This window comes from Actinomadura sp. NPDC048021, assembly GCF_040653135.1.
GTDB lineage: Bacteria > Actinomycetota > Actinomycetes > Streptosporangiales > Streptosporangiaceae > Spirillospora > Spirillospora verrucosospora.
On sequence record NZ_JBEZJQ010000001.1, the window covers coordinates 367899 to 390459 of the forward strand.

At 73.5% G+C, this 22561-nt stretch carries 22 protein-coding genes; 11 read left to right on the forward strand and 11 right to left on the reverse strand.

All coding sequences use genetic code 11. The features are described from left to right. Positions 1-46: 46 nt before the first annotated feature. From AB0C87_RS01765 to AB0C87_RS01780, 4 genes are all read right to left on the reverse strand, one after another. Entirely contained in the window at positions 47-1705 is a 1659-nt protein-coding gene (locus tag AB0C87_RS01765) for an ABC transporter permease (RefSeq protein WP_360576028.1), read from the reverse strand. Beyond that, complete coding sequence (locus AB0C87_RS01770; protein WP_360576030.1) at positions 1702-2622, reverse strand: ABC transporter ATP-binding protein; 921 nt, start codon at positions 2620-2622, stop codon at positions 1702-1704. The genes AB0C87_RS01765 and AB0C87_RS01770 overlap by 4 nt, the downstream gene beginning before the upstream one ends. Further along, positions 2619-3287 carry a TetR/AcrR family transcriptional regulator gene (locus tag AB0C87_RS01775; RefSeq protein WP_345180008.1) on the reverse strand — a complete coding sequence of 223 codons (669 nt, stop codon included), beginning with the start codon at positions 3285-3287 and terminating at the stop codon, positions 2619-2621. The genes AB0C87_RS01770 and AB0C87_RS01775 overlap by 4 nt, the downstream gene beginning before the upstream one ends. A gap of 114 nt (positions 3288-3401) precedes the next feature. After that, positions 3402-4496: a trypsin-like peptidase domain-containing protein gene (locus AB0C87_RS01780; protein WP_345180007.1), complete on the reverse strand. Its 1095-nt coding sequence runs from the start codon at positions 4494-4496 to the stop codon at positions 3402-3404. 185 nt (positions 4497-4681) lie between these two features. On the opposite strand from AB0C87_RS01780, the gene AB0C87_RS01785 reads away from it, so the two are divergent. Then, a complete protein-coding gene (locus AB0C87_RS01785; protein WP_345180006.1) occupies positions 4682-5104 on the forward strand; it encodes an archease in 423 nt (140 codons plus the stop codon). A gap of 41 nt (positions 5105-5145) precedes the next feature. On the opposite strand, the gene AB0C87_RS01790 is transcribed toward AB0C87_RS01785, so the two are convergent. Next, positions 5146-6564, reverse strand: coding sequence for an RtcB family protein (locus AB0C87_RS01790; protein WP_345180004.1), 1419 nt, complete (start codon positions 6562-6564; stop codon positions 5146-5148). Between the two features lie 104 nt (positions 6565-6668). Between AB0C87_RS01790 and AB0C87_RS01795 the strand changes: the two genes are divergently transcribed. The 4 genes from AB0C87_RS01795 to AB0C87_RS01810 all read left to right on the forward strand — a co-directional run bounded on the left by AB0C87_RS01795 (position 6669) and on the right by AB0C87_RS01810 (position 11395). Beyond that, entirely contained in the window at positions 6669-7313 is a 645-nt protein-coding gene (locus AB0C87_RS01795) for a hypothetical protein (protein WP_360576033.1), read from the forward strand. Between the two features lie 192 nt (positions 7314-7505). Beyond that, positions 7506-8342 (forward strand): geranyl diphosphate 2-C-methyltransferase, encoded by an 837-nt coding sequence (locus AB0C87_RS01800; RefSeq protein ID WP_179843744.1) that lies wholly within the window; start codon positions 7506-7508, stop codon positions 8340-8342. A gap of 50 nt (positions 8343-8392) precedes the next feature. Continuing rightward, positions 8393-9586: a family 2 encapsulin nanocompartment cargo protein terpene cyclase gene (locus AB0C87_RS01805; protein WP_360576035.1), complete on the forward strand. Its 1194-nt coding sequence runs from the start codon at positions 8393-8395 to the stop codon at positions 9584-9586. 234 nt (positions 9587-9820) lie between these two features. Further along, the gene (locus AB0C87_RS01810) at positions 9821-11395 is read left to right on the forward strand and encodes an SAM-dependent methyltransferase (RefSeq protein WP_360576037.1); all 1575 of its coding nucleotides are present in this window, start codon (positions 9821-9823) and stop codon (positions 11393-11395) included. Positions 11396-11409: 14 nt separating this feature from the next. Here AB0C87_RS01810 and AB0C87_RS01815 read toward each other — a convergent pair whose 3' ends face one another. Both AB0C87_RS01815 and AB0C87_RS01820 read right to left on the reverse strand, forming a co-directional pair. Beyond that, complete coding sequence (locus AB0C87_RS01815; RefSeq protein WP_360576039.1) at positions 11410-12606, reverse strand: cytochrome P450; 1197 nt, start codon at positions 12604-12606, stop codon at positions 11410-11412. Positions 12607-12817: 211 nt separating this feature from the next. Beyond that, positions 12818-14023, reverse strand: a complete 1206-nt coding sequence (locus tag AB0C87_RS01820) for a hypothetical protein (RefSeq protein WP_360576041.1) — start codon at positions 14021-14023, stop codon at positions 12818-12820. 252 nt (positions 14024-14275) lie between these two features. Between AB0C87_RS01820 and AB0C87_RS01825 the strand changes: the two genes are divergently transcribed. Beyond that, entirely contained in the window at positions 14276-14848 is a 573-nt protein-coding gene (locus AB0C87_RS01825) for a hemerythrin domain-containing protein (protein ID WP_360576043.1), read from the forward strand. Between the two features lie 9 nt (positions 14849-14857). Here the strand turns inward: AB0C87_RS01825 and AB0C87_RS01830 are convergent, their stop codons facing one another. Next, positions 14858-15901, reverse strand: a complete 1044-nt coding sequence (locus AB0C87_RS01830; RefSeq protein ID WP_345179989.1) for a hypothetical protein — start codon at positions 15899-15901, stop codon at positions 14858-14860. Positions 15902-16092: 191 nt separating this feature from the next. Between AB0C87_RS01830 and AB0C87_RS01835 the strand changes: the two genes are divergently transcribed. From AB0C87_RS01835 to AB0C87_RS01845, 3 genes are all read left to right on the forward strand, one after another. Next, positions 16093-16440, forward strand: a complete 348-nt coding sequence (locus tag AB0C87_RS01835; RefSeq protein WP_353832396.1) for a hypothetical protein — start codon at positions 16093-16095, stop codon at positions 16438-16440. A gap of 76 nt (positions 16441-16516) precedes the next feature. Further along, positions 16517-17152: an RNA polymerase sigma factor gene (locus tag AB0C87_RS01840; protein WP_345179985.1), complete on the forward strand. Its 636-nt coding sequence runs from the start codon at positions 16517-16519 to the stop codon at positions 17150-17152. After that, positions 17149-18111 (forward strand): CU044_5270 family protein, encoded by a 963-nt coding sequence (locus tag AB0C87_RS01845; RefSeq protein WP_345179983.1) that lies wholly within the window; start codon positions 17149-17151, stop codon positions 18109-18111. Before AB0C87_RS01840 ends, AB0C87_RS01845 begins: the two co-directional genes overlap by 4 nt. A 69-nt stretch (positions 18112-18180) precedes the next feature. Here AB0C87_RS01845 and AB0C87_RS01850 read toward each other — a convergent pair whose 3' ends face one another. Further along, positions 18181-18981, reverse strand: a complete 801-nt coding sequence (locus tag AB0C87_RS01850; RefSeq protein ID WP_360576046.1) for a TIGR00730 family Rossman fold protein — start codon at positions 18979-18981, stop codon at positions 18181-18183. Next, positions 18978-20054 (reverse strand): succinyl-diaminopimelate desuccinylase, encoded by a 1077-nt coding sequence (gene dapE / locus AB0C87_RS01855; protein ID WP_360576048.1) that lies wholly within the window; start codon positions 20052-20054, stop codon positions 18978-18980. Before dapE ends, AB0C87_RS01850 begins: the two co-directional genes overlap by 4 nt. Before the next feature lie 33 nt (positions 20055-20087). Here dapE and AB0C87_RS01860 point away from each other — a divergent pair, with 33 nt between their 5' ends. Next, on the forward strand, positions 20088-20771 hold the full coding sequence (locus AB0C87_RS01860) for a 4'-phosphopantetheinyl transferase superfamily protein (protein WP_360576256.1): 684 nt from the start codon (positions 20088-20090) through the stop codon (positions 20769-20771). On the opposite strand, the gene AB0C87_RS01865 is transcribed toward AB0C87_RS01860, so the two are convergent. Next, the gene (locus AB0C87_RS01865) at positions 20761-21597 is read right to left on the reverse strand and encodes a 2,3,4,5-tetrahydropyridine-2,6-dicarboxylate N-succinyltransferase (protein WP_345179977.1); all 837 of its coding nucleotides are present in this window, start codon (positions 21595-21597) and stop codon (positions 20761-20763) included. The two genes, AB0C87_RS01860 and AB0C87_RS01865, sit on opposite strands and share 11 nt — an antisense overlap. 44 nt (positions 21598-21641) lie before the next feature. On the opposite strand from AB0C87_RS01865, the gene AB0C87_RS01870 reads away from it, so the two are divergent. Next, positions 21642-22559, forward strand: coding sequence for a hypothetical protein (locus tag AB0C87_RS01870; protein WP_345179976.1), 918 nt, complete (start codon positions 21642-21644; stop codon positions 22557-22559). The last annotated feature ends 2 nt before the right edge of the window (positions 22560-22561 follow it).

Sequence of the window (22561 nt, forward strand, 5' to 3'; positions counted from 1 at the left end):
TAACGGCTCGGGTCCGGGGAGGCTCGCCGATTATCCGGCGCCGGGGTCATGCCGTGGAGAGGTCGCGGCGGCGGAAGCCGAGGAGGCCGAGGGCGGACAGGACGGCCGCGATCGCCAGCAGCCAGAGCAGCGGCGCGGCGGTGACGTCGTGCCCCGGCAGTTTCGGGACGTGGGTGAACGGCGAGACGTCCAGGGCCCACTGGCTCAGGTCGAGCCCGGCTCCGAACAGCGTCACGACCGCGAAGACCCCGACCGCGGCCCAGGCGCCGCCGGTGAACCTCGGCGCGAGGCCGAACAGCGCGAGCGCGATCGCCCCGACCAGCCACACGGCGGGAAGCTGCGCGAGCGCGGCGAGCAGGACGCGCGGGACCTCGCGGCCGGGGTCGCCGGTGTCGACGCCGTGCGCCAGCCCGGCGGCCAGGCCCGCGACGCCGAGCCCCGCGACCGGGCCGAGCAGCGCGAAGGCCAGGTGGCCGGACGCCCACCGCAGCCGCCCGACGGGGGTGGCGAGCACCGGCTCGGCGCGCTGGCCCGTCTCCTCGGTGCGCAGCCGCAGCGTGGCCGAGACCGCGTAGGCGGCGGCGATCAGGCCGAGCATGCTCATGATCGAGGCGAAGTAGGCGTCGGTGATCCCGCCCTGCCCGCCGAGCCGGGTGAAGATCTTCTCCAGCTCGGGGTTGTCCTTGACCATGTCGCCGACGCCGCCCGCCACCGCGCCGTACACGACGCCGAGCGCGGCGAACCCGGCGAGCCAGCCGTAGAGGGCGCGGCTCTGGAGCCGCCAGCCGAGGCCGAGGGGCCCCGAGAGCGGGCGCGACGCGTCCGCGGGGCCGAGCCTGGGCGGCAGCACGCCCGCGCCCACGTCCCTGCGCGCCGACAGCAGGCCCGCGGCGGCGACCAGGGCGGCCGTGAGCGCGGCGATCGGCAGGAGCGTCCACCAGCGCTCCCCGCCGTAGGCGCGCAGGCGGTTCTCCCATCCGAGCGGGGACAGCCAGCCCAGCCACGACAGCCCGTTGCCGGCGCCGCCGACGTCGGCGGCCATCCGGACCACGAACGCGGCGCCGACGGCGGCGATCGCCATGCCCCTGGCGGCGCCCGCGCCCTCGCTGAGCTGGGCGGTGACGCCCGCGAGGGCGGCGAAGACGCATCCCGCGGCGGCCAGTTGCAGGCCGAACACCAGCGAGCCCGCGAGCGGCAGGCCCTGCGCCGTCATGCCGGCGGTCAGCAGGGCGGCGAGGACGAGGTTCGCCGCCATGGTCACGGCCAGCGCCGCGGCCAGGCCGGCGCCGCGCCCGGTGACGGTGGCGCCGAGCAGCTCGCGGCGGCCCGCCTCCTCCTCGGTCCGGGTGTGCCGGACGACGGTGAGCACGCTGATCAGCGCCACGATCACCGGGATGAACCCGGAGCGCTGGGCGATGATCGCGCCGAGGCTCGTGTCGTACAGCGGCCCGTACAGGGCGAGGAACGTCGGGTTGTTCCCCGTGGTCTGCGCGTACTTGAGGCGCTCGGCGGCCGTCGGGTAGAGGCTGTCGGTGGCCGCCACGAAGTTCATCGGGATCAGCGCCAGCACGATCACCCAGGACGGCAGCAGGAACCGGTCGCGGCGCAGGATCAGCCTGATCAGCCCGCCGGTCCCGGTGAGCGACCGCAGGGGCGTGGCGCGGGACGGCGCGGCCGCCCGCGGTTCGTGGACCGTCGTGCTCATCGCGCGGCCTCCGGGGCCGCCTGGGCGAGCTCGTCCTTGTAGTGGCGCAGGAACAGCTCCTCCAGCGTCGGCGGGCGGCTGCTCAGGCTCCGCACGCCGACCTCGGTGAGCTGCCGCAGCGCCGCGTCCAGTTCGGGGGTGTCCACCTCGAAGCGGATCTTGTTGCCGTCGATGCGGACGTCGTGCGCGCCGGGCAGCGGCAGGCCGTCCGGCGGCGAGGCCAGCTCCGCGTCGATGGACGTCCGGGTCAGGTGCCGCAGCTCGTCCAGCGTCCCCGACTCCACCGCGACGCCCTTGCGGATGATCGTCACCCGGTCGCAGAGCGCCTCGACCTCGGACAGGATGTGGCTGGACAGCAGCACGGTGCGGCCGTCGCGGCGCTCCTCCCGGACGCACTCCTGGAAGACCTCCTCCATGAGGGGGTCCAGCCCGGAGGTGGGCTCGTCGAGCAGCAGCAGCTCGGCGTCGGAGGCGAGCGCGGCGATGAGCCCGACCTTCTGCCGGTTGCCCTTGGAGTAGGCACGGCCCTTCTTGCGCGGGTCGAGCTCGAACCGGTCGAGGAGCTCGGCCTTGCGGCGCGCGTTCACGCCGCCGCGCATCCGGCCGAGCAGGTCGATCACCTCGCCGCCGGACAGGTTCGGCCACAGCGTCACGTCGCCGGGGACGTAGGCGAGCCGGCGGTGCAGTTCGGTCGCGTCCCGCCACGGGTCGCCGCCGAGCAGGCGGGCGGTGCCGCCGTCGGCGCGCAGAAGGCCGAGCAGGATGCGGATGGTGGTGGACTTCCCGGCGCCGTTCGGGCCGAGGAAGCCGTGCACCTCTCCGGGCCGGACGGTCAGGTCCAGGCCGTCCAGCGCGCGGGTCCGGCCGAACTTCTTGACCAGGCCGGAGAGGGCTATGGGGGGCGTGTTCGTGGTCACCGGTCCTCCTCGTCGAGGGGTCGCCCGCCGGGGGCGGGCAGGTTCTTCAGGGCGGCGCGCGTCTGCGCCACCAGCTCGGGCGACAGGAGCCGGTCGTCGAGGACGTCCAGCATCGCCAGCGCCATGCGGGGGTAGCCGTCGCCCAGGAGGACGTCGCCGCCGAGGGCCCTGGACATGTGCTGGTGCAGGACGATCACGCCGAAGCTCATGCCGGTCAGGACGGTCGCGTAGCCGTGCAGGTCGTCGGTGTTCGGCGCGGCCATGCCGGGCGCGCCGCGTTCGAGCATCTCCTCGCTGAACGCGATCGCCTCGGCGAAGAGCACGGACGCGGCGGCCGACCCGTCGGTCAGGGCGCGGGCCAGGTAGCGCTGGACCGGCAGGGCCGTCCGCATGGCGATCGCGAGGAAGCTCGGGCTCGCCATCCCGCCGTTCAGGGCCTCCTGCTTGGTCTCGCGGATCACCTCGATCACGTGCTCGTCGCACGCGGCGCGCAGCGCCTCCTTGGTGCCGTAGTGGTGCTGGACGAGGGCGGGCGACACGCCGGCGGCCTTCGCGATGCCCCGGATCGTGGCGCCCTTCACGCCGTGCTCGGCGAACTCCAGCAGGGCCGCGTCCCTGATCCGGGCGCGCCCGGTCAGGTCGTCGGCCCGCTCCCGCGTCGCCATCCCCACCCCCTGTACGCATGTTCAGTAGCCTGTACGCTTGTACACTGTACTCGCGTACAGGCCACCGTCAACCCGTTGGGGACGGGTGGTGCTGGCGGTCCGGGCCTAAGGGGCTCAACCGCCTCCGGGCAGCTGGCCGAGCGTCACCTGGACCTGCTTCTTCGAGCCGTCCGGCTTCTGGATCTCGACCTTCACCGTCTGGCCGGGCCTGAGGTTCGCGAGGACGGTGGTCAGCGCCGTCTGGTCGGGCGTCGCGGTGCCGTTCACCGCGAGGATCAGGTCGCCCGGCCGGATCCCCGCCTTGGCGGCCCCGCCGCCCTTCTGCACCTCCACGACGGCGACCGCCGTCCGCCGGCCGGTCTGCGGGTCGACGATCGTGCGCACCGCCACGCCGAGCGCGGCCCGGCCGGAGTTCGACACCTTCCCCGACTCGATGAGCTGCGGGACGATCCGCTTGACCGTGTCGCTCGGCGTCGCGAACCCGATGCCGGGCGCCGCGGCGCCGATCTGCGGGTCGGAGGCCGCCGCGGTCGGGATGCCGATCACCTGGCCGTCCAGCGTGACCAGGGCGCCGCCGCTGTTGCCCGGGTTGATGTCCGCGCTCGTCTGGATGGCGTCGGCGATGGTCGAGCCCTGGAAGGCCCCCTCGCCCTTGGTCGACACCGTCCGGTGCAGCGCGGAGACGATCCCGTTCGTCACGCTTCCGGAGAGGCCGAGCGGGTTGCCCATCGCCAGCACGATCTGCCCGACCTGCGCCGTGCTCGACTCGCCCCACGACGCCGGTTTCAGCGACGCGCCGGCGACCTTGACGACGGCCAGGTCGTCGGCGGCGAACTCGCCGACCAGGGAGGCGTTCATCGGGGAGCCGCCGCCGGACGAGGTGACCTGGATCTTCTTCGCCCCCGCGACCACGTGCGCGTTGGTGACGATGTCGCCCTGCGCGTCGAACACGACGCCCGACCCCTCCCCCTGGTCGGTCTGGATCTTCACCACCGACGGCAGGACGGCGTCCACGACCTTCACGTACTGCTGCTGCAGGTCCGACCCGGACTCCGGCACCGGCGCCGACGTCCGCACCGACGCCGGACCCGGGTTCCCGGCCCGCCCGGCGTTCTCGGACCCCCCGCTGCACCCGGCGAGCGTCATTCCTCCCGCCATCGCCCCCGCCAGCGCCGCCGCGCACGCCTTCGCTCTCGCGCTCCTGTCCACGCTCCACCTCCAGAGGGCACCGTTCCCGCCCTCCGCGCGGCGGGCGCCGCGCCGCGCGCGATTTTGCGACGTCATGCCGCAGGCCGGGGCCGCAGATGATCTTTCGGGGGCCTCCGGCGCTCCCGGCCGCCCGCCGCAGGGGCCCGGCCGGTTTCCCGTGACCGGAGCCGGGTAGCCGTCCGGCCATGGCGGGCGCGAGCGGGCACCGGGGCGTCCCCCACCCCGCCGACCTGCGGATCGAGGCGTGGGGGCCGACGCGGGAGCGCTGCGTCGCCGAGGCGGTGGCCGGGCTCGTGGAGTCGTTCGCCGACGTCTCCGGCGTCCGCCCGTCCGGCGGCGTCCGGGTGGACGTGCCGCCGGGCCCGGACGCGGACCTGCTCGTCGCCGTCCTGGACGAGGTGATCTACCGCCTGGAGGTCGACGGCGCCGTGGTCCTGGACGCCGCGCTCGCGGGGGCGCCGGACGGCGGGCTCACCGCCCGGCTGGCGACCGGGGACGCGGCGGAGGCGGTGGGGACGGGCGCCGTGCCGAAGGCGGTGTCGCTGCACGACCTGCGGTTCGGCCGCGACGCCCGCGGCTGGTCCTGCGCCGTGACGATCGACGTGTGACGGGCGCCGCGCCGGGCGCCCGCCACGCCGCGACCGGCCGGTCAGCCCTTCACGACGCCCAGCGGCACGAGGCGGGCGACCTTGCGGCAGAGCCCCGCCCCCTCGCCGGCCTCGACCACGGCGGACACGTCCTTGTAGGCGTCCGGCGCCTCCTCGGCCAGACCGCGCCACGACGACGGACGCACCGCGATGCCCCGCTCCTCCAGCGCCGCCCGCAATCGCCTCCCGTCGACGCCGCGCGCGGCCTGGTGGCGGCTCTGCACCCGTCCCGCGCCGTGGCACGTGGACGCGAACGCGGGCCCGCCCGGCACGCCCGTGAGGACGTAGGACGACGTTCCCATGGTCCCGGGGATCAGCACCGGCTGGCCGGCCGCGCGCAGGTCGGGAGGCAGCTCGGGGTGGCCGGGCGGCAGCGCGCGGGTGGCCCCCTTGCGGTGCACGCACAGCCGCCGCCGCTCGCCGTCCACCACGTGCTCCTCGATCTTGGCCAGGTTGTGCGAGACGTCGTAGACGAGGTCGAGCCGGGCGCCCGCGACCCGCCGGAACACCCGGCGCGCCGCCTGGGCGAGCAGCTGCCGGTTGGCGCGGCCGTAGTTGGCCGCCGCCGCCATCGCGCCCAGGTAGGCGCGGCCCTCGGCGGAGTCGACCGGGGCGCAGGCGAGCTGCCGGTCCGGGACCTCGATCCCGTGCCGCGGCATCGCCGCCTCCATCGCCCGGACGTGGTCGGTGCAGATCTGGTGGCCGAGCCCGCGCGACCCGCAGTGGATCATGACGCAGACCTGTCCCGGCCGCAGCCCGAACGCCCCGGCCACGTCCGCGTCGTAGATCTCCGCGACCCGCTGCACCTCCAGGAAGTGGTTGCCCGAGCCGAGGCTGCCGACCTGCCGGGCGCCGCGCTCCACCGCGCGCTCGCCCACCTGGCCGGGGTCGGCGTCGGCGACCGCCCCCGCGTCCTCGCAGCGGCGCAGGTCGCGCTCGTCCCCGTGGCCCCGCTCGACCGCGTACCGCGCTCCCCCGGTGAGGATGCCGGTCAGCTCCCGCCGTCCCGGCAGGCTCCACACCGCGCCCTTGCCCATGCCGCGCGGGATGACGGGGTCGAGGCCGTCCATCAGGTCCCGCAGGACGGGGGCGAGGCCGGAGGCGTCGACGTCCGCCGCCAGCAGCCGGACGCCGCACGAGATGTCGAACCCGACGCCGCCGGGCGAGACCACGCCGCCCTCCGCCGGGTCGGTCGCCGCCACGCCGCCGATCGGGAAGCCGTATCCCAGGTGGATGTCCGGCATCGCGTAGGAGGCCTCCACCACCCCCGGGAGCGCGGCGACGTGGGCGACCTGCCCGATCGCGTTCTCGGCGGGCGCGAGCAGTTCCCGCGACGCGAACACCACGCCGGGCACGCGCATGGCGCCGGTCGGCTCGATCCGGAACCGGTAGGGGCCGTCCTCGACCAGGTCGGCGTTCACAAGGCGGGGCTACCCGCGGCTCCGCCCCTCATGCGCAGTTCACAGGCCCCCGGCACGCCGGCGGTCGAGGAGTTCACGCGTGTCATGCGGGTAGCGTGCGAATCATGCTCGCCGAACCCGCGCCCGCGCTGAGCGACCTCGCGCTCGGGCTGGTCGTGGTGGCGCTCGCGGTCCGGCTGGGACGGTTCCCCGCGCCGCATCGGCACTGGCGCACGGCCTTCTGGTGGGCCGGGAGCGCGGCGCTCGCGGGGTCCGTCCACCACGGGCTGATCAAGTACTCGGCGCGGTGGTCGGGGCCGAGCTGGGCCGTGATCAGCGCCATGGTCGTCGTCGCGGTGTCCTACCTGCTGGCGGCCACCGTCGCGGAGGTGCTCGGCCCGCACCACGGCAGGACGTTCTGGCTGCTGCGCTCGGTCGGGATCGGCGCCTACGCCGTCCTCGCGGTGACCGGGCACGCCGGGGTCGGCGCCCTGCTCGCCTGCGAGGGCCTGACGATGGCGTGCATCCTCGCGCTCTGGGGCCGGGCGGCCCGGCGCCGCCACCCGATGGCCGGCCCGGTGCTCGTCGCGCTGGTCGCCAGCGGGGCGGCCGCCGCGACCAAGGCGATCGACCCGAGCGTCACCCGCGGCGTCGCACTGGACCCGACCTCGGTCTACCACCTCGCCCAGATCGTCGGCATGGTCCTGCTCTACCTGGCGGTCAGCAACCCGCGCCGCCCGGATCCCGAGCCCCGCGCCCTCCTCGGATAGCCGCGGGCCCGTCCGCTACCACGGAGCCCGCCGGGCGCGCGGCGCCGGGCGGGCAGGAGTGTCCGCGGTGGAACATTCCCCTAACGGAGGTGTCTTCCTTCTGTGCTGAAGAGCGCCCTTTCGGACACGGACGGTCACCGTTAGCTTTCAACCCGTGATCCCGAGCCACCGTCCCCGTGGAGGAAAGCGTTCATGACGGCCATCGCCAGCGTCTACCAGCACGACGTCGCCACCTACTGGAACACCGAGCGCAACCCGGTCAACCTGCGGCTCGGCGACGTGTCGGGGATCTACCACCACCACTACGGCATCGGCGAGGTGGACTGGTCGGTCCTGGAGACCCCGGAGGACGCCCGCGAGGAGGCGGTCATCGCCGAGCTGCACCGGCTGGAGAACGCCCAGGCCCGGTTCCTGCTCGAACACCTCGGCGACATCCGGCCCGACCACCGCCTGATGGACGCGGGCTCCGGCCGCGGCGGCTCCAGCATCATGGCCAACGCCGCCTTCGGCTGCCAGGTCGACGGGGTGTCGATCTCCCAGGCCCAGGTGGACTTCGCCAACGGGCAGGCCGCCGAGCGCGGCGTGTCCGACAAGGTCCGGTTCCACTTCAAGAACATGCTCGACACGGGTTTCGAGGCGGGCGCCTTCCAGGCGATCTGGAACAACGAGTCGACCATGTACACCGTGCTGGACGACCTGTTCGCGGCGCACTCCCGGCTGCTGGCCCGCGGCGGCCGGTACGTCACCATCACCGGCTGCTACAACGACGTCTACGGGCTGCCGTCCCGGGCGGTGTCGACCATCAACGCCCACTACGTGTGCGACATCCACCCGCGCAGCGCCTACTTCCGCGCCATGGCGGCCAACCGGCTCGTCCCCGTCACCGTGGTCGACCTGACCGCCGACACCATCCCGTACTGGGAGCTGCGCGAGAAGTCGTCGGTGGCGACCGGCATCGAGAGCGCCTTCCTGGAGGCTTACCGCGACGGCAGCTTCCAGTACCTGCTCATCGCCGCCGACCGCATCTGAACCCGTTGACCCGGACCGGTCGCCTTCGGGCGGAGGCAGGTGAGCAGACCATGGAAACGAGGCACCACGGGTGCAGCGGCCGGCGCGCCCCCTACGGCTCGGCCGCGGAACCCCGGCTGGCGCGGCCGTCCGGGCCGGGCACCGAGGCGGCGGCCCTGCCGTCGCTGATCGCCGCGGCGCGTCCCAGCCGGGAGGTCCCCTACGGCGACCTCCTGGCCGGGAGGCATCCGCGTCCGGTCGGCGGCGGCGGGCCCGGCTACGTCGAGCGCGACTGGGGCGACGGCTCGCACTCTCCGCTCTACTGCCCTCTGCCCGAGCGCGCCAACGACGTCCTCGCCGCCGAGGTCGACGCCCGGCTGGCCTCCTGGGCGAGCGACCGCGGGTTCGACGAGCACGAGCTCGACGCGCTGGGCAAGGCGGCCTTCGGGCGCCTCGTCACCCTCGCCCACCCCGACACCGACGACCCGGACGCCCTGCTCGTCGCCGCGCAGCTGAACGCCGGATGGTGGGCGGCCGACGACTACTACGCCGACGACACCGCCCTCGGCGCCGTGCCCGCGCGGCTGCCGCAGCGCCTCACGCTGGTGATGTCGGCGATGGACCCGGTGCCGTCCGCCGGCGAGTTCACCCCGCCGCTGGACGAGGCCGTGGAGGGCGACGTCGTTCTGCGGATGCTCGGCTCGGCGGTCGGCCACCTGAAGCGCCACGCGTCCGCCGTGCAGGTCCAGCGGATCTGCTACTCCACCTTCGCCATGTTCGTGAGCTGGACGGCCTACGCGGCCTGGCGCGAGACCGGCGAGCACCCGCCCGCCTGGGAGTACCTGGCGGCGCGCCAGCACGACAGCTTCTACACCTCGATGACGCTCATCGACGTCGTCGGCGGCTACGAGGTCCCGGCCCACCTGTACTACGACCCGCGCGTCCGCCGCGCCGCCTTCCGGGCGGGGACGGCGAGCGTGATCGTCAACGACCTGCACTCGGTGGCCAAGGACGCCGCCGACGAGAACCCCGTCTGCAACCTGGTGCTGCTGATCGCCGCGGACCGGGGCTGCTCGGTGGAGGAGGCGACCGAGACCGCCGTGCGCCTGCACAACGACCTCGTCCGCGACTTCGAGGCCGGGCACCGGGAGCTCGCGGGCGTCCCGTCCCCCGAGCTGCAGCGGTTCCTGCGCGGGCTGCGGGCCTGGATGGGCGGCGGCTTCGAATGGCACGCCACCAACCCGCGCTACCGCGACGGCGGCTGAATCCGCTGTTCCGGAGGTGTCCGGCGCCGGGCTTTACCGGACACCAGTGATCACCAGATCATGTTCGGTCGCACGGCCGGTGTTGACGGCATTACCACATCGAGTCAAGACGGAAGCCAAGAATCGTCCGATGTGCAAGCGTGATCCGGCACGGCCGGGCCGGCGCGCACCGGAAAAGGCCGCCTGCATTACTCTCTCTGCGTCGCTGTATCCGGGGATGAAGCGAGGCGCACGGTGGAATTCCGTATTCTGCGCAAGAGGCTGGGCATCCGGGCGGAGAGCGGCGAATCCATCGCCGTGCCCCACTCCGGCGCCCGCGGGCTGCTGGTGACGCTGCTGATCGAGGAGGGCCGCCCCGTCCCGGCCGACGTGCTCGTCGAGCGGCTCGCCGCCCCCTCCGGCGTGCCGGATCCGGCCGCGGCGCTCACCCGGGCCGTCGGCGCCGCGCGGCTCTCGCTCCCGCCCGGCCGGCTCGTCACCGAGAACGGCGGGTACCGGCTCGTCCTGGACGAGGACGACGAACTCGACCTGACCCGGTTCCGGTCGCTCGCCGCCCGCGCACGGCGGCTGCGCGCCTCCGACGCCGCCGCGGCGATCGCCGGCTACGAGCGCGCGCTGGGGCTGTGGGGCGGGGAGCCGCTGGGCGACCTGCCCGCCGCCGGCGCCATGGACGCGACCCGGCGGGCCCTCGTCGGCGAGCGCGGCCAGGTGCGCGAGGAGTTAGCCGAGGTGCGGCTCTCCCAGGGCCGGCACCGCGAACTCATCGGGCCCGCGCGCGGCTGGGTCGCGCAGGAGCCGGCGAACGAGCACCTGCGGAGCATGCTGATGCTCGCGCTGCACCGGGCCGGGCGCAAGCACGAGGCGCTCCGCCTGTACGAGGAGGCGGAGGACCTGCTGGCGCCGGGCGGGCCAGGGCCCGCCCTCCGGCGGACGGCCGGCCAGATCGGCCGCGACGACCCGGGGGTGGACTACCGGCCCCGCCCCGTGCTGGTGCCGCTGCCCGCGGACCGGGCCGCCGACCTGGCCATCGACACCCTCCAGGCCTCCCCCGCCCGCATCTACGACTACTTCCTCGGCGGCAAGGACAACTACGCCGTCGACCGCGCGGCCGCCGAGGAGATCATGAAGACGGTGCCCGACGCCCCCGCCGCGGCCCGCGCCAACCGCGACTTCCTGACCCGCGCCGTCCGCCACCTGGCGGCGCAGGCCGGCATCCGGCAGTTCATCGACGTCGGGACCGGCCTGCCCACGCAGGGCAACGTCCACGAGATCGCCCGCGACGCCGCTCCGGACGCCCGCGTGGTCTACGTCGACCACGATCCCGTGGTGCTCGCGCACGGCCGCGCCCTGCTGGAGGGCAGCCCCAGCGTCGCGGTCGTCGAGGGCGACCTGCGCCGCCCCGAGGAGCTGCTGGCCGACCCCCGGCTGAACGAGCTGATCGACTTCGGCGAGCCCGTCGGCCTGCTGCTGGTGGCCGTCCTGCACTTCGTGCACGACGATGACGACCCCGCCGGGCTCGTCGGGCGCCTCGCCCGCCGGCTGCCCTCCGGCAGCCACGTGGTGATCTCCCACGGCTACGACGGCGGCATGGACCCCGGCGACACCGAGCACTCCCGGGCCGTGTACCGCAGGTCGAAACTGCCGATCTACTCGCGCGGCCCCGAGGAGGTGGCCCGCTGCTTCGCCGGGCTGGAGATCCTCGACCCCGGCGTCGTGTGGGTCCCGCAGTGGGGCCGCCCGCGCCCCGCGGGGCCGGCGCCGGACCCGCGGTGGTGCCACTTCATCGGGGCCGTCGCCCGCAAGCCCTGACCGGTCCCCCGCCCTCATCCCGCCCCGCGAACGATCATGGTCGGCAGCTCGGCGAACCCGCGCACGTACGGCGAGTTGACCCGCCGGGCCCGGGCCTCGTCGATGTCGTAGTCGCCGGTGCGGGCCGCGAGCTCCTCCAGGGCGACCCGGGCCTGCAGCCGGGCCAGGTGCGCGCCGATGCAGTAGTGCCGCCCCGACCCGAAACTGATCTTGGCGTTGGTGTCGCGGTCCAGGTCGAAGCGGTCGGGATCGGCGAAGGCGCGCGGGTCGCGGTTCGCCGCGCCGATCACCAGCAGCATGCGGGCCCCGGCCGGGACGGTCACGCCGTGCAGCGTGAACTCCGCGGTCACCGTCCGCCCGTCGGCCTGCGCCGGGGCCTCCAGCCGCAGCGTCTCCTCGATCCAGTCGCCGATCCGCCCGAACGCCCCGGACGGCCGGTCCAGATGCCGCCAGGCGCAGTGCCAGGCGTTCGAGATCAGGTGGGTGGCCGTCTCGTTCCCGGCCGCGATCAGGATGAACAGCACCCCCATGATCTCGGCCTCGGTCAGGTGGTCGTCGCCGTCGGCGGCGTCCAGCAGCGCCGACGCCAGGTCGTCGCGGCGCCGCGCCCGGCGCTCGGCGAGCAGACCGTGGAAGTAGCCCACCAGGGCCGAGATCGCCCCGCGGCCCGCCTCGGTCACGTCCCGGACGCCCTGCTGGTGGTGGACGATCGCGTCGGCCAGCCGCCGCAGCTCGCCGCGGTCGGACTCCGGGACGCCGACCAGCTCGGAGATGACGTCCATCGGCAGCAGCGCCGCGTAGTCGGCCACGAGGTCCAGTTCCGCGCCGCCCGGGCCCGCGCCGTCCAGCGCCCGGTCCAGGTGGCCGCGCGCGATGCCGCGGACCCGTCGCTCGAGCGCGGCGACGCGGCGCGGGGTGAACGCCTTCGCCACGAGCCCGCGCATCCGGGTGTGCTCGGGCGGGTCCATCGCGAGGAACGACGCGTGCGTCCGCGCCTCCGGCCCCCACACCGACGGCTCCAGCAGGATCCCGTTCGCGCTGGAGAAGCGCCGGAAGTCCCGGAATGCCGCGGTCACGTCCGCGTGCCGCGACAGGACGAAGAAATCCTCCTCGTCATTTCTGTAGACCGGCGCGTCCTCCCTCAACTGCGCGTAGACCGGATACGGGTCCTGTTGAATTCCGAAGTCGTACAGGCTGTACCGCACACCCATCGCAGCCTCCTACCGCCATCGAAAGCCGCACGCCGGTCAGCATTCGCTTACGGCGTCCTTCCCCCCAACCCCAGCACATCGCGAAGGGCGCCATGTGACCGATTACGGCCATCCGGCGGTGGACCGTGCCACAATTCCCGCGCTCGAATGGCCGCGTCACGACCGAAGGCGGCGGGACGCGGGCTGGGGCGGGCGGGGGCGCGGCGGGCGGTCAGCCGGCGGGCTTGTCGCGGAGGCGCCCGACCGGGTGGGGCCCGTCGGTCTCCAGGCGGTACTCGTCGCCGAACTTGGCGCGGTGCTCGTCGATGACGCGCTCCTGCGGCGGCCGCTCGGCGTTGATCTTGTCCTGGTACTCCTCGAAGCGGCGGTGCGCCTCCTGGACGTAGCCGGTGCCGAGGGTCGTGTAGTCGATCTGCGTGGCGAGCAGTTCGCGCACGTACTGCTTGTTCGGCTCGAAGGTGACCGGCTCGGGAAGCATGGGGGCGAGGATGCTCTCGGGGTCGCGGCCGTCGTGGCGGCGCATCAGGTCGCAGGCGATCCGCAGGTGCTCCAGCTCCATGTTCAGGTGCAGCTCCCAGATGTCCTTGACGCGCGGGTCGGACTCGGTCTGCATGAACGAGTAGTACAGGTAGCACTCGTTGTACTCGTGGTTGACGAGGCGCTCCCACCAGGTCTCCCCGGGGTCGACCAGCGACTCGTAGTGGGTGACGTGCTCCTCTTCGATGAGGCCGATGTCCTGGTAGAGCTGCCGCGCGATGGGCTCCATGTACATGGGGCCGACGTTCATGTAGAAGTTCATCGTCTGCTGCTCGGCCGCCATGATCGTCAGCGCGTGCAGCTTGGAGATCGGCGCGGCCGCCTCGCGGTCGTAGGGCTCGCGGACGTTGTCGAAGGGGTGGCGGTGCTGGAGGTGGCCGGGCCGTCCCGGCATCACCTCGGTGAGCTGGTCGACGATCTTCTCGGCCCGGCGGTGCTCGATCATCTCGTACAGGTTGGCGTACCGGTACAGGTGGTCGAAGTCCTCCAGCAGCCCGAACTGGTAGGCCTGCTTCAGGTAGGGGTCGGGCTCCTGGCGGGCGACCCAGCCGGTCAGGTCGACCGCGACCTGCTCGTAGCTGATGGTGGTCTCCAGCACCGACGCCTGGCCGGGCAGCAGCCAGTTGACCACCTTCTGCTGCTGCTGCTCGATGTTGCGGACCTGGGCCAGCTGCCGCTTGACCTCCAGGTCGGGGCAGATGCGGTTGAAGTGGTGGCTGAACATGATCGCCTCCACCTCGATGCCGTTCATCGCGATGATGCGGCACTTGGTGTAGGGATCGGACTTGTCGGGGTCGACGGGTGCCACGTCCAGCTGCGCCCAGTTGCGCAGCTGGTCGTCCAGCGGGATGCCGCGGTGTTCGAGCGGGTTGAAGGCCACCAGGCTCCTCCCTTCCTGTGCGGGGCGGTTCGGGCTGACGCCCGGGGCGCGTACCCGAAGCGATCCGTCCCGCACCTCCCGGCACCGTCCGATTCCAAGATTGGTCCGGCGTTGACCGAAGCCCGGCGGGAAGAAGCCAGAGCCACCGGTATGGGGCCTCCCTCCCTGGGTACGGCCCGCCGCATCGCCCACCCACCGCGCCGTTCGGCGCTCCGCACCAGGCCGCGGCCGAGCGAGAAAGCGAGAGAGGCCATGCGGACCACACCCGCCAACACCGGGACCACCGAGGACGTCGTCGACCTGCTGCGCGCGCAGCACGGCCGGATCAGGGACCTGTTCGACGAGGTCATGAACTCCGAGGGCGCCGAGCGCAGGGACGCCTTCCGGCAGCTGGTCAAGCTGCTGGCGATCCATGAGACCGCCGAGGAGGAGATCGTCCACCCCGTGGCCCGGCGCCTGCCCGGCGGCGACGGCATCGTGGACGACCGGCTGGCCGAGGAGCGCGAGGCCAAGGAGCTGCTCGCCGAGCTGGACGGCATGGACCCCGGCGATCCGCGCTTCCTCAAGTCGCTCGACAAGCTTCGCGTGGACGTGCTGACCCATGCCCGCGCCGAGGAGCGCTACGAGTTCGACCGGCTCAAGGACGAGCTGAGCCCCGCCCAGCTCAGGGGCTTCGCCGCCGCCGTCCGCGCGGCGGAGGCCACCGCGCCCACGCGCCCGCATCCCGGAGTGGAGTCCGCGACCAGGAACATGCTCGCCGGGCCGCTCGCCGCGGTGACCGACCGCGTCCGCGACATGATCCGCGCTGCCCGCGACAAGAGCTGACCCGGCCGTTCAGCGCGGCGGCCGGAGGTCCGTGCAGCCGTGCCGCTCGACGGCGCGCCCGGCGAAGGCGCGCAGTGCGGCCCGCAGGAACGACTTCGTCGGGGCGGCGTACTCGGTCGCGTCGACCAGGAACAGCGCCCGCGCGGTGTGCCCCGGGCAGCGTGCCGTGGCCCAGGCGCTGTGGGTGTCGAGGCCGGAATCGGCCTTCAGGCCGTAGCGGCCGCCGTGCCCGCCGTCGTACCGGGTGGTCCGCAGCCTCTGCGCGTACGGGCCGTAGTTCGCCTGGAAGTGGTACGCCGCCGCGGAGAAGGCCACGGTCTTGCCGAGCACGCACTCCTCGACCGGCGCGCTCCCCCCGCCGTCCGTCCACTTGATCCAGTTGACCTCGCCCCGGTCCACGGCGGTGGCGACCGGGATGCCCGCGCAGGTGCCGCCGGCGTTCTCGGGGGCCGTCTCCCCGGTCGGCCTCGGCACGGGCGGCACCGGGCCGCCGGGTCTGGCGGCGCAGCCGTAGTGGCGGGCGGCCCGCACCGCGGTGGCGGTGACGAGCCGGGCCACCTGATGCGCCTTCGCGGGATCCGCGAGCGTCTCCTGTGAGGCCGCGGACACCAGGACGGACGCGGGCCGGTTGGCACAGGGCAGCACCACGGCGGTGTTGCGCAGATCGGTGTAGCCCTCCCAGCCGCCGCCCAGCGCCACCGGCAGTTCGCCGGAGCCGCGGTGCAGCCGGGTGAAGAACGCTCCGGGAGCGCCGGTGTTGTCCAGCGTGTCGGCGACGTCGCCGATGGTGAGGCTGAGGTCGGCGACCGTGCACCGCTCCCATCGCAGGGCGTCGTCCGCGATGTGCTCGTCGCGTCCGAGACCGCTCGCCTCGTGGCCGGTGAGGACGGCGGACTCGGCCTCGGGGACGAGCCCCTGGCAGAAGCCGGCGAGCGCGTCCCGGTAGCGCCAGTCCCTGCCGGTGTCGCTGAGCCGGTACCAGGCGAACACGGCGACGGCGATCGCCACCAGCGGCACCACTCCGAACAGCCCCGCTCGCCGCAACCCCGGCATCCCGCTCCGCGCCCCACTTCCGGTCGGCCGCAACACCCTCCGGCGCACGACACAAAGCCCTCTTCCTATCGGCACCGGCACCCGCCGTCAACAGTCCGCTGGGCGCGACGCCCCCCGCTGAGTACCGCACCGGACGGACCTGAGTAGCCGCACGGATCGATCAAGCGTCCGGGGGGCTGTTCACTGAAGTCGTGACCACAGAGAACACCGCTGCCGTCTCCCGGAAGCGCTCGGGCTGGCGCGTGGCCGCGGCGATCGCGCTCGCCCTGCTGCTCCCCGCCACCGCGCTCGCCTGGATCTGCGTGCTCGCGACACCCGAGTACGGCCGGTGCCTCACCTACGGGGAGCAGTGCGATCCGGCCTCCGGCATCCTCATGCCCATCGCGTGGTGGTCCTTCTGGGCCAGCGCCGCGGCCGGCGTCACCGCCCTGATCCTCCGCTCCTCCTGGACGGCGACCCGGCGAATCCACCCGATCCTGGTCACGGGACAGGTCGTGCTCGCGATCGTGACCCCGGCAGCCGTGATCGCCAGTGGATGAAGCCCGGACCGGCCGTGTCGTGTGACGCAGGTCACGGGAACCTGAACGTTCCGGCGAACAGTCCCCGCATGTGGAGATGAGTTTGCGTACCCGGGTTCACGCCGGGGATCCGGATGCGTTCAGAGAACTGTTCGACGAACAGGTGCGCTCGGTCTACAACCACGCCTTCCGCCTGACGGGGAACTGGGCGACGGCGGAGGACGTGGTGTCCCTGACCTTCCTGGAGTCATGGCGCCTTCGCGAGAGGGTCGACGTCGAGGCGGAGGGGTCGCTGCGTCCCTGGCTGCTGGGCATCGCCACCAACGTCGCCCGCAACGTGCGCCGCGCGGCCAGGCGGCACGACGGCGCGCTGGCGCGGCTTCCGAGGAGCGACACGGTCCCGGACTTCACCGACGAGGCCGCGGGCCGCATCGACGATCGCGAGCGGCTCGCCCTGATGCGCGCGGCGCTGGCGGCGCTGCGCGAGCCCGAGCGCGAGGTGCTGGCGCTGTGCGTCTGGTCGGGGCTCGGCTACGCCGAGGCCGCCGAAGCGCTCGGCGTGCCGGTCGGCACGGTGCGCTCCCGGCTGTCGCGCGCCCGCAGGAAGCTCGACGGCCTCACCACCGGAGGCGCCCGGCCGCCCGCAGAAGACCGGGAACCGCCTTCCGGCCACGGACAGCAAGAGGGTGACCGCGAGATCGCGGTCCGGTCCGCTCAGGAGAAGACCCGATGAATTCCACACCGATCCAGCCGAACCCGGACGAGCGTGAGGAGCTGGCCCGGCTGCTGCCGGTGCCGGCGGAGCGGGATCTGCCGGGCGACCGCCGCCAACGACTCCAGGAGTTCGTGATGAGCGAGATCCAGCAGGACCTTCGATCGGCCGAGCAGGCTCCGCGCCGCCCCTCCAGGCGGCGCCCCCTCCTCCTCGCCGCGGCGAGCACCGCGATCGCCGCGGCGGCCGCCGCGGTGGCGATCGGCGCCGTCGGCACCGGAGGGGCCCGGAAGCCTGACGGGGGCCCGGGGGCGTCGGCCCCGTCCGGCCGGCAGGTCCTGCTCGTGGCCGCCACCACCGCGGCGAAGACGCCGGCGGGAGGCGGCGCGTACTGGTACGTCAGGACGGTGTCCACCGCTCGCGAGGGCGGCGCCCGTACCTCGCTGGAGAGCTGGACCGGGCGCGACGGCCGGGTCTGGTGGAAGGGAGAGAAGACGGGCGGCAAGGTGGTCCCGCTGACCCGTCCCGCCCCGTTCCGGCTCGGCGGCCCCGGCGTCACCCTCGCCCAGCTCCAGAGCCTTCCGAGCTCTCCCGGCGCACTGAAGGCGCGGATCGCCGCCGGGTTGGAGCGCGGCGGCATCGAGACCAGTGCCGGCCGCCCCGACGCCGCCGCGCGGGAGCGCTCCGTCTTCGACGGGCTGCTCTCCCTCGTCTCCCAGCTCCCGGCCCCGCCGAAGGTCCGCGCCGCCGCCTTCCGCGCGATCGCCGCCTATCCGAACGTCCAGGACCTCGGTGCGGTCAAGGGCGGGCAGGGCCTGTCGATCTCCTTCGGCGGAGGAGGGGACGCGCACCTGGTCGTCGATCCGAAGACGTCCCGCATCACCGACACCGACTTCTTCGTCTCGGCGGACGGCGCGCGGGTCACCGTCCCCGGCGGCGCCGCGATCACGGCCGAGTGGACGGACCGGGCGCCCAGGTAGCGCCCCCCGCACGCGGAGACCGTCTGGACCTGCATGATCGGGGGATCATGCAGGTCCACGGGACGGGGGCTACTCCCCGGCGGTCTCCGCGGCCTCGGCGGCGGCGCGGGACTCGATGATCTCCTGCTGGGCCCGGGTGTGGCCCTCGATGATGATCCGGACGACCTCCTCGGGGTCGTCGGTGAGGTGGATCAGGTCGATGTCCTGCGGCGAGATCTTGCCGGAGGTCAGCATCGACTCCTTGACCCAGTCGAGCAGGCCGCCCCAGAACCTCGTGCCGACCAGCACGATCGGGAACCGGGTGATCTTCTTGGTCTGGACGAGGGTGATCGCCTCGAACAGCTCGTCCAGCGTCCCGAAGCCGCCCGGCAGGACGACGAAGGCCTGCGAGTACTTCACGAACATCGTCTTGCGGACGAAGAAGTACCGGAACTCCAGGCCGATGTCGAGGTAGTCGTTCAGCTTCTGCTCGAACGGCAGCTCGATGCCGAGGCCGACCGACAGGCCCCCGTTCTCGTCGCAGCCCTTGTTGGCCGCCTCCATGATCCCCGGCCCGCCGCCGGTGATCACGGCGTAGCCGGCCTCGTGCAGGCGGGCGCCGATGTCGACCGCGAGCTCGTACTCGGGCGAGTCCGGCTTGGTGCGGGCGCTGCCGAAGACGCTGACGGCCTTCGGCAGCTCGGCGAGGAGGCCGAAGCCCTCGACGAACTCCGCCTGGATCCGCAGCACCCGCCACGGGTCGGCGTGCACCCAGTCGACCGGGCCGCGGCCGTCCAGGAGCCGCTGGTCGGTCGTGGTCGGGGGGACGGCCCTCCCCCGCAGCATGGCCGGCCCCTGCCGGCGCGAGCGGGAATTCACTTCCGATGTCATGAGGCCACGGTAATGGGACCCTCCAGCCACGTGCGCATTCGTTGCTCGCACTCGGCGATGAGAGGGATCTCGACGTACTCGTCCCGCGTGTGCGCGAGGGTCGGCTCGCCGGGGCCGTAGTTGACGGCCGGGACGCCGAGCTCGGCGAAGCGGGCGACGTCCGTCCAGCCGAGCTTCGCGCGGACCTCCGCGCCGCTCGCCGCGGCGAACGCGGCGGCGGCCGGGTGGTGCAGCCCCGGGCGGGCGGCCGACGCGCCGTCGGTGACCGTCACCTGGAAGCCGGCGAAGGTTTTTCGCAGGTACGCCTCCGCGTCGGCGAGGGACTTGTCGGGCGCGAACCGATAATTCACGGTGACGACGCACTCGTCCGGGATGACGTTCCCGGCGACGCCTCCCGAGATGAACACCGCGTTCAGGCCCTCGTGGTACTCCAGCCCGTCCACGACCGGGCGGGACGGCTCGTAGGCGCGCAGGACGTCCAGGATCGCTCCCGCCGAGTGGATCGCGTTCGACCCCATCCAGGCGCGCGCGCTGTGCGCCCGCTCCCCCGTCGCGGTGACCTCGACGCGCATCGTGCCCTGGCAGCCGCCCTCGATCAGCCCGCCGGTCGGCTCCATCAGCACCGCGAAGTCGCCCGCGAGCAGCTCCGGCCGTGCCTGCGCGAGGTGCCGCAGCCCGTTGCGCGCGGCCTCGACCTCCTCGCAGTCGTAGAAGACGTAGGTGACGTCGCGGCTGGGCCGGGCGACGGTCGCGGCGAGCCGCAGCGCGACCGCGACGCCGCTCTTCATGTCGGTGGTGCCGCAGCCGTAGAGCCGGTCGCCCTCCACGCGGGACGGGAGGTTGCCGTTCAGCGGGACGGTGTCGAGGTGCCCGGCCAGCACGACCCGTTCGGCCCGTCCGAGATCGGTGCGCGCGACGACGTTGTTGCCGACGCGCTCCACCGCCAGGTGCGGCAGCGCGCGCAGCGCCTCCTCGACGGCCCCGGCCAGGGGTTCCTCCCCGCCGCTCACCGACTCGATGTCGACGACCGCCGCCGTCAGGTCCGCGACGTCCGAGTACAGATCAAGCCCCATGGTCGAAGGTTATCTATCATCGCGTCCGTGGAGATGCCCGTACTGGAGTGCGCCGTCCATTGGGCGCGTCCCGCCGACGACCCCCGGATGCGCGACCTCCTCGACGACGGGGAGCGCGCCCGCTACGACCGGTTCATGCGCGCCGAGGACAAGGCCCGGTTCGTCACCGGGCGGTTCCTCGCGCGCACGGTCCTCGCCGAGGCCACCGGCCGGGCCCCGCGCGACCTGCGCTTCACCACCGACTGCCGCCTGTGCGGCGACGCGCACGGCAAGCCGCGCCTGCCCGGCAGCGGCCTGGACTTCTCGCTCTCCCACTCGGGGGACCGCGTCCTGCTCGTCGTCGTCGAGGGCGCCGAGGTCGGGGCGGACGTGGAGCAGGAGAGCGACCGCGACATCGACGGCCTCTCCCGGATGGTCCTCACCGCCGCCGAATCGGAGGCGCTGAAGGCCATGACCGACCGGAAGCGCGGTTTTCACGTCTACTGGAGCCGGAAGGAGGCCCTTCTGAAGGCCACCGGCCACGGCCTGGCCGCGCCGATGACCGCCATCCACGTGTCCGGCCCGGACGAGCCCCCCGAGGTGCTGGGCTGGGAGGGCGAGGCGGCCGTCTCGCCCGTCCGCCTCGCCGACCTGGACGCGGGCCCCGGCTACGCCGCCTCGGCCGCCGTCCTCACCGACCGCCCCCTCGACGTCGCCGAGTTCCCGCTCAGGTGTTGATGCCGTGGTCGCGGAGGATGTCGTTGAGGGACGCCTTGTCGTGGCGCTGCCCCTCCTCCAGCCGCTTGAGGATCAGCACCGCCGGGAGCCCGAACGTGCCTCCCTTGAACTCCTTGTAGCGGGTGCCGCCGACCGCGACGCACCAGTCGGGGATGCGCCCGCGGCTGATCTCCTCGCCCGTCTCCACGTCGATGACCGGCATGGACGCCGACAGGTTCGTCCCCGACCCGACGACGGCGCCGCGCCCCACCCGCGCGCCCTCGACGATCATGGACCGGCTGCCGATCATCGCCTCGTCCTCGATGACCACCGGCTTGGCGTTCGGGGGCTCCAGCACGCCGCCGATGCCGACGCCGCCCGACAGGTGGACGTTCTTGCCGACCTGCGCGCACGACCCCACGGTGGCCCACGTGTCGACCATCGTCCCGGAGTCGACGTAGGCGCCGATGTTGGTGAACGACGGCATCAGCACCACGCCCGGCGCCAGGTGGGCGCCCCACCGCGCGATGGCGCCCGGCACGACGCGCACGCCGTCCAGCCGCGTCTTCAGCGGGATGCGGTCGTGGTACCGGAAGTCGCCCACCTGCGAGCGCGCCATGCCGAGGACCTTGAAGCTCAGCAGGATCGCCCGCTTGGCCCGCTCGTCGACGACGACCTCGTCGGTCGCGGGATCGATCCGGGCGACGCGGGCCTCCCCCGCGTCGAGCTGGTCGACGGCGGCCACGATGGCCGCTCGGGCCTCGGCGTCGTCCGGCGTCAGCTCGGCGCGCCGCTCCCACAACTCGTCGATGCCGCCGGAGATCGGGCTGGTGAACGTTTCGGTCATGCCTCCTGAGCTTACTGGTGGCCATCTCCCAGTACTGTCTTCGCGTGGCTGTTTGGGCGAGGTTGAAGGCGCGCCCCGATGAGGGGGCGAGCGGCGGGCGCCGCCGGCGCGGCGTCCGCTGGGCCGCGGTCCTGTGCGTCGTCGTGCTGCTGGCGGGCGTGGGCGGCTACGTGGCGTTCCAGCGGATGCGCCCGTACCTGCACGGGTCCGGCTGCGAGGTGCGCACGAGCCTCGGCAAGATGCCGCTCGACCTGGAGCAGGGCGCGAACGCCGCCACCATCGCCGCCGTCGCGTTCCGCAAGCAGCTCCCCGAACGCGCCGTGGTGATCGCCTACGCGACCGCGATCCAGGAGTCGCACATCCACAACCTGCCGAACGGCGACCGCGACTCGGTGGGCATGTTCCAGCAGCGCCCGTCCCAGGGCTGGGGGACGCCGGACAAGCTTCGCGACCCCGTCCAGGCCACCAGCAAGTTCTTCGACGCCCTCGTCAAGGTCAAGGACTACCTCGACCGCGACCTGCACGACGCGGCGCAGAAGGTGCAGCGCAGCGCCGACGGCCGCGCCTACGCCCAGCACGAGCCCGACGGCAAGCTCCTCGCGACCGCCTTCACCGGCCGCGAGCCCGCCACGGCCCGCTGCTGGTACCCGCCCGACAAGAAGACGACGTCCCGCCGCCCCGAGGCGCTCCTGGAGATGCGCCGCGCCTTCGGCAGCCGCCTGAAGGTCGGCGGCCCCGGCCCCCTCAAGGCGGGCTCCCCGTCCGACCCGAAGTCGTGGAACTCGATCCAGGTCACGAACCCCCGCTCGGGCTGGGCCGTCGCGAGCTGGGCCGTCACCCACGCCCAGGCCTACGGCCTGACCGAGGTCCGCTACGCGGGCAAGCACTGGCAGTCCAAGGCCGGCCACGACGGCTGGACGGACGACAAGCAGGCCGCCCAGACCACCGTCATCGTCCAGTAGCT

What these genes read in the sequence shown, in the direction of transcription:
- AB0C87_RS01765 (WP_360576028.1), bottom strand. Translation starts at nt 1,705, where the DNA reads ATGAGCACGACGGTCCACGAACCGCGGGCGGCCGCGCCGTCCCGCGCC.
- AB0C87_RS01775 (WP_345180008.1), bottom strand. Translation starts at nt 3,287, where the DNA reads ATGGCGACGCGGGAGCGGGCCGACGACCTGACCGGGCGCGCCCGGATC.
- AB0C87_RS01785 (WP_345180006.1), top strand. Translation starts at nt 4,682, where the DNA reads ATGGCGGGCGCGAGCGGGCACCGGGGCGTCCCCCACCCCGCCGACCTG.
- AB0C87_RS01795 (WP_360576033.1), top strand. Translation starts at nt 6,669, where the DNA reads ATGCTCGCCGAACCCGCGCCCGCGCTGAGCGACCTCGCGCTCGGGCTG.
- AB0C87_RS01800 (WP_179843744.1), top strand. Translation starts at nt 7,506, where the DNA reads ATGACGGCCATCGCCAGCGTCTACCAGCACGACGTCGCCACCTACTGG.
- AB0C87_RS01805 (WP_360576035.1), top strand. Translation starts at nt 8,393, where the DNA reads ATGGAAACGAGGCACCACGGGTGCAGCGGCCGGCGCGCCCCCTACGGC.
- AB0C87_RS01815 (WP_360576039.1), bottom strand. Translation starts at nt 12,606, where the DNA reads ATGGGTGTGCGGTACAGCCTGTACGACTTCGGAATTCAACAGGACCCG.
- AB0C87_RS01825 (WP_360576043.1), top strand. Translation starts at nt 14,276, where the DNA reads ATGCGGACCACACCCGCCAACACCGGGACCACCGAGGACGTCGTCGAC.
- AB0C87_RS01830 (WP_345179989.1), bottom strand. Translation starts at nt 15,901, where the DNA reads ATGCCGGGGTTGCGGCGAGCGGGGCTGTTCGGAGTGGTGCCGCTGGTG.
- AB0C87_RS01840 (WP_345179985.1), top strand. Translation starts at nt 16,517, where the DNA reads ATGAGTTTGCGTACCCGGGTTCACGCCGGGGATCCGGATGCGTTCAGA.
- AB0C87_RS01845 (WP_345179983.1), top strand. Translation starts at nt 17,149, where the DNA reads ATGAATTCCACACCGATCCAGCCGAACCCGGACGAGCGTGAGGAGCTG.
- AB0C87_RS01850 (WP_360576046.1), bottom strand. Translation starts at nt 18,981, where the DNA reads ATGACATCGGAAGTGAATTCCCGCTCGCGCCGGCAGGGGCCGGCCATG.
- dapE (WP_360576048.1), bottom strand. Translation starts at nt 20,054, where the DNA reads ATGGGGCTTGATCTGTACTCGGACGTCGCGGACCTGACGGCGGCGGTC.
- AB0C87_RS01860 (WP_360576256.1), top strand. Translation starts at nt 20,088, where the DNA reads ATGCCCGTACTGGAGTGCGCCGTCCATTGGGCGCGTCCCGCCGACGAC.
- AB0C87_RS01865 (WP_345179977.1), bottom strand. Translation starts at nt 21,597, where the DNA reads ATGACCGAAACGTTCACCAGCCCGATCTCCGGCGGCATCGACGAGTTG.